This is a genomic window from Microbacterium umsixpiens (assembly GCF_053543675.1).
In genome coordinates, this window is record NZ_JBLVOH010000010.1 from 14719 (window position 1) to 17690 (window position 2972).

Below are 2972 nucleotides of genomic sequence, written 5' to 3' on the forward strand. Positions count from 1 at the left end.
GATCGCGCCGAGCGGATTGCGGTCGGCGAAGACCCGGGCCTTCGCCGCAGCGCGGGTCGATGCCTTCTCGACGCGGCGGGGGATGTTCCCCTTCACCTCGATGGCGGCCAGCGCCGCCTTCAGCTCGGCTCGAGCGGAGGTCACCGGGTCGACGATGCCTGCGGGGACGACGGTGCGCGGCAGGGACTCAGAATTCGTCATCGCCGGCCTCCTTCACGAGTCGGATGTCTTCGGCCACGGCCTGCGCCGGGTTCTGACGGCGGAGAACCTTGCGGAACTTCAGGATGCCCAGCAGCGCGAACAGCAGCACGGCGAGGATCAGGATGCCGAACACGACGATCGCCGACAGCCACACCGGCCACCAGGACGACAGCCCCGCGATCGCGAACACGAGGATCACCGGCACGGCCCAGAACAGGAAGAACAGCGCGACGACGAACCACACGGAACCGATGCCGGCATCCTTCGAGGTGCGCGAGACCCACGCCTTGGCGGCGTCGATCTCGGCCTTGACCAGATTCGTGACGAGTTCCGGAAGATCCCCGAGGAGGGTCAGCAGACTGTCGTCGGCACGATCTCGGTATCCGCGGGGCATGTCAGGCGCCGGTCTTCTTGGGTGCGGACTTCGAGGCAGTGGACTTGGAGGCCGTGGACTTGGAGGCAGTGGACTTCGAGGCGGCCGGCTTCGACGCGGGCTTGCTCGTCTTGGCGGTCGCCTTCGCCGCCTCGACGGCCTCCTCGGTGGCCTCGGCCAGGTCTTCCGCCGCCTCGCGGCCGGTGGCGATGGCGGAGTCGAGCCGCTGTCCGGGTGTGCCGTTGCCCGTCACCGACTTGGCCACCTTGACGACGCCCGTCCAGAGGGCGCCCGGCACGGCCGCAGCCTTGTCACCGACGAAGCCCTTGACCTTGGACACCTGCTCCTGCACGGGATCGAGTTCCCACACCTTCAGCCACTGCGTCTTGATCTGCTCATAGCGCTCACGTCCGGCACGGGTGCCGAGGACGTAGCCCACGCCGAGTCCGACGACGAGTCCGATCTTCCCCTTCATGGGGTCTCCTCACCTAGTTCCGGTTGTCCGGCCTGCTTCGCCCGGCTTGGATGGCCCGCAGGCTTCCGCTCCCCGCGACCAGGCTCCCAGCGTAGCCCCGTATGCCGATTTCGGCATCTATGGGTCAGAGGGTTGACACAGAGCGTGCACTCACTCCCACAACAGGGCGCGGCGCAGGCGGTCGGCTTCGTCGCGCGCATCCGGGATCACCTGTGCGAGGCCCGTGCCGGCGAGCCAGGCTCCCACCGCGGCGATGCCGGGGACGGCCTGGACCGCCGCGCGTGCCGCTGCGCGCCGTTCGCCGGAGCCGATGATCGACGCGGGCTGCGACTGCACGAACCGACCGCGGTGGGCGGCGATCACGGCTTCGGGGGCGAGCGTGACCCCGAGCATCGTGGCGGCTTCGGTCCGCGCGAGATCGGCGGCGGCCTCGTCGCTCAGCGCCGCCGTCGCTGCGGGCTCCCCCTGCGCTCCGAACGACACCCGGACGAGGTGTCGCCGACCTGCGGCTTCCCGCACCCAGGCCCACTTCGCGGTCGAGTGCGTGAGTGCCTTGGCCGTGTGGCTGTCGGGCACCGTGAGCACGCCGGTGCCGCGCGGCGCGGCATCCAGCGCGGGGGCGTCGAGCAGGAGCGTGACGATCTCGATCTCGGGCGACGCGGCGGCCTCGGCCTTCTTCAGCGCCGGCACCGCAGCGGAGAGGAGCGCGCGGGCGGCGGCCTCGGGCGTGGCGACGATGACCGCGTCGGCGGCGATCTCCTCGATCACGGGCTCGGCCTCGACCACCTCGGCCGCGTGCAGTTCGGCGACCACTGCATCAGCCTCTTCTGCGGCCGCCGGGGCGACCATCGGCACGGCCTCGGTCTCGACGTCCCAGCCCTTCGCGGTCTTGCGGAGGCCCCGCACGCGCACGCCCGTGCGCACCTCGGCCCCGAGACGGGTCAGGTCGTCGGCCAGCGCATCGACGAGCCCGCTCATCCCGCCGGACAGCCCCTCGACCGCGGCGCCGGGGGTCTTCGCCGCCGTGGCGACGCCGGCCTTCGCTGCGGCATCGTCCCGAAGGGTCTGCACCGCACCGGACAGCGACCCGACGCGGGTGAGCGCGGCGTTGAGGCCGGGAGCCGCGATGTCGATATCGACGTCGTCGGGAGATGCGGAGTAGACGCCGGTGGTCACGGGAGCGACGAGGCGGTCCCGCACCTTCGACCCCATCCGCGAGGAGACCAGCTTCCCCAGACTCAGCTGGTGGCCGATCGTGAGCGGGGGACGCACCCGGTCGAGGTAGGCGCGCCAGACGCCGGACCACCCGAGGATGCGACGGACGTCGTCCTGAAAGGGGTTCGCGGGGATGCCGAGGATGCCGCCGACCGGCAGCGGCGCCGCACCCACACCCGGGATGCCGGCGAGCCATGCACCGCCCGGCCGAGGGGCGACGATACGGTCGGCCAGCCCCAGCTCCTCGACCAGTGCCCGCACCAGGCCGCCCCTGGTCGCGTAGCTCTCGGCGCCGGCGTCCACGACGACTCCGTCGAGCTCGATCCGGCGGATCGCGCCACCCAGTTCGTCGCCGGCCTCGAGCAGCGTCACCTGCATGCCGACCTTGGCGCACTCGCGCGCGGCGACGAGTCCGCCGATGCCGCCGCCGATGACGACGACGTGCTTCTCCGCCGCGCGGGCGGCGAGGTCGGACGGCTCGGCGGAAGACGGCTCAGAGGTCATGCGGTCAATTCTCCCATCGGGCCGTCTCGGCCTGAGCGTCAGACGGTGTGCGCGAGCTCGACGATGCGGGTGAGCTGGTCGGGGTCGGTCTCGGGCGGGACGCCGTGGCCGAGGTTGAGGATATGTGCCCGGGCCGCGCGGCCGCGCGCGATCACATCGCGCACGTGTGCCTCCAGCACGGGCCAGGGGGCGGAGAGCAGGGCG

5 protein-coding genes are annotated in these 2972 nt (G+C 71.7%); all 5 read right to left on the reverse strand.

The window, feature by feature from the left end; genetic code table 11:
• The coding region (locus ACNPM4_RS00975; protein ID WP_448984393.1) for a hypothetical protein at positions 1–201 on the reverse strand (201 nt) is incomplete at its 3' end.
• The gene (locus tag ACNPM4_RS00980) at positions 188–595 is read right to left on the reverse strand and encodes a phage holin family protein (protein ID WP_029261236.1); all 408 of its coding nucleotides are present in this window, start codon (positions 593–595) and stop codon (positions 188–190) included. The genes ACNPM4_RS00975 and ACNPM4_RS00980, both read right to left, overlap by 14 nt.
• A gap of 1 nt (position 596) precedes the next feature.
• The gene (locus ACNPM4_RS00985; RefSeq protein WP_029261237.1) at positions 597–1049 is read right to left on the reverse strand and encodes a hypothetical protein; all 453 of its coding nucleotides are present in this window, start codon (positions 1047–1049) and stop codon (positions 597–599) included.
• Positions 1050–1199: 150 nt separating this feature from the next.
• A complete protein-coding gene (locus tag ACNPM4_RS00990; RefSeq protein ID WP_448984394.1) occupies positions 1200–2768 on the reverse strand; it encodes a protoporphyrinogen/coproporphyrinogen oxidase in 1569 nt (522 codons plus the stop codon).
• Between the two features lie 38 nt (positions 2769–2806).
• The coding region (locus tag ACNPM4_RS00995; protein ID WP_448984395.1) for a uroporphyrinogen decarboxylase family protein at positions 2807–2972 on the reverse strand (166 nt) is incomplete at its 5' end.

Bases quoted from the DNA above. Each gene is read 5' to 3' on its own strand.
- ACNPM4_RS00980 (WP_029261236.1), bottom strand. From the start codon at position 595: ATGCCCCGCGGATACCGAGATCGTGCCGACGACAGTCTGCTGACCCTC.
- ACNPM4_RS00985 (WP_029261237.1), bottom strand. From the start codon at position 1,049: ATGAAGGGGAAGATCGGACTCGTCGTCGGACTCGGCGTGGGCTACGTC.
- ACNPM4_RS00990 (WP_448984394.1), bottom strand. From the start codon at position 2,768: ATGACCTCTGAGCCGTCTTCCGCCGAGCCGTCCGACCTCGCCGCCCGC.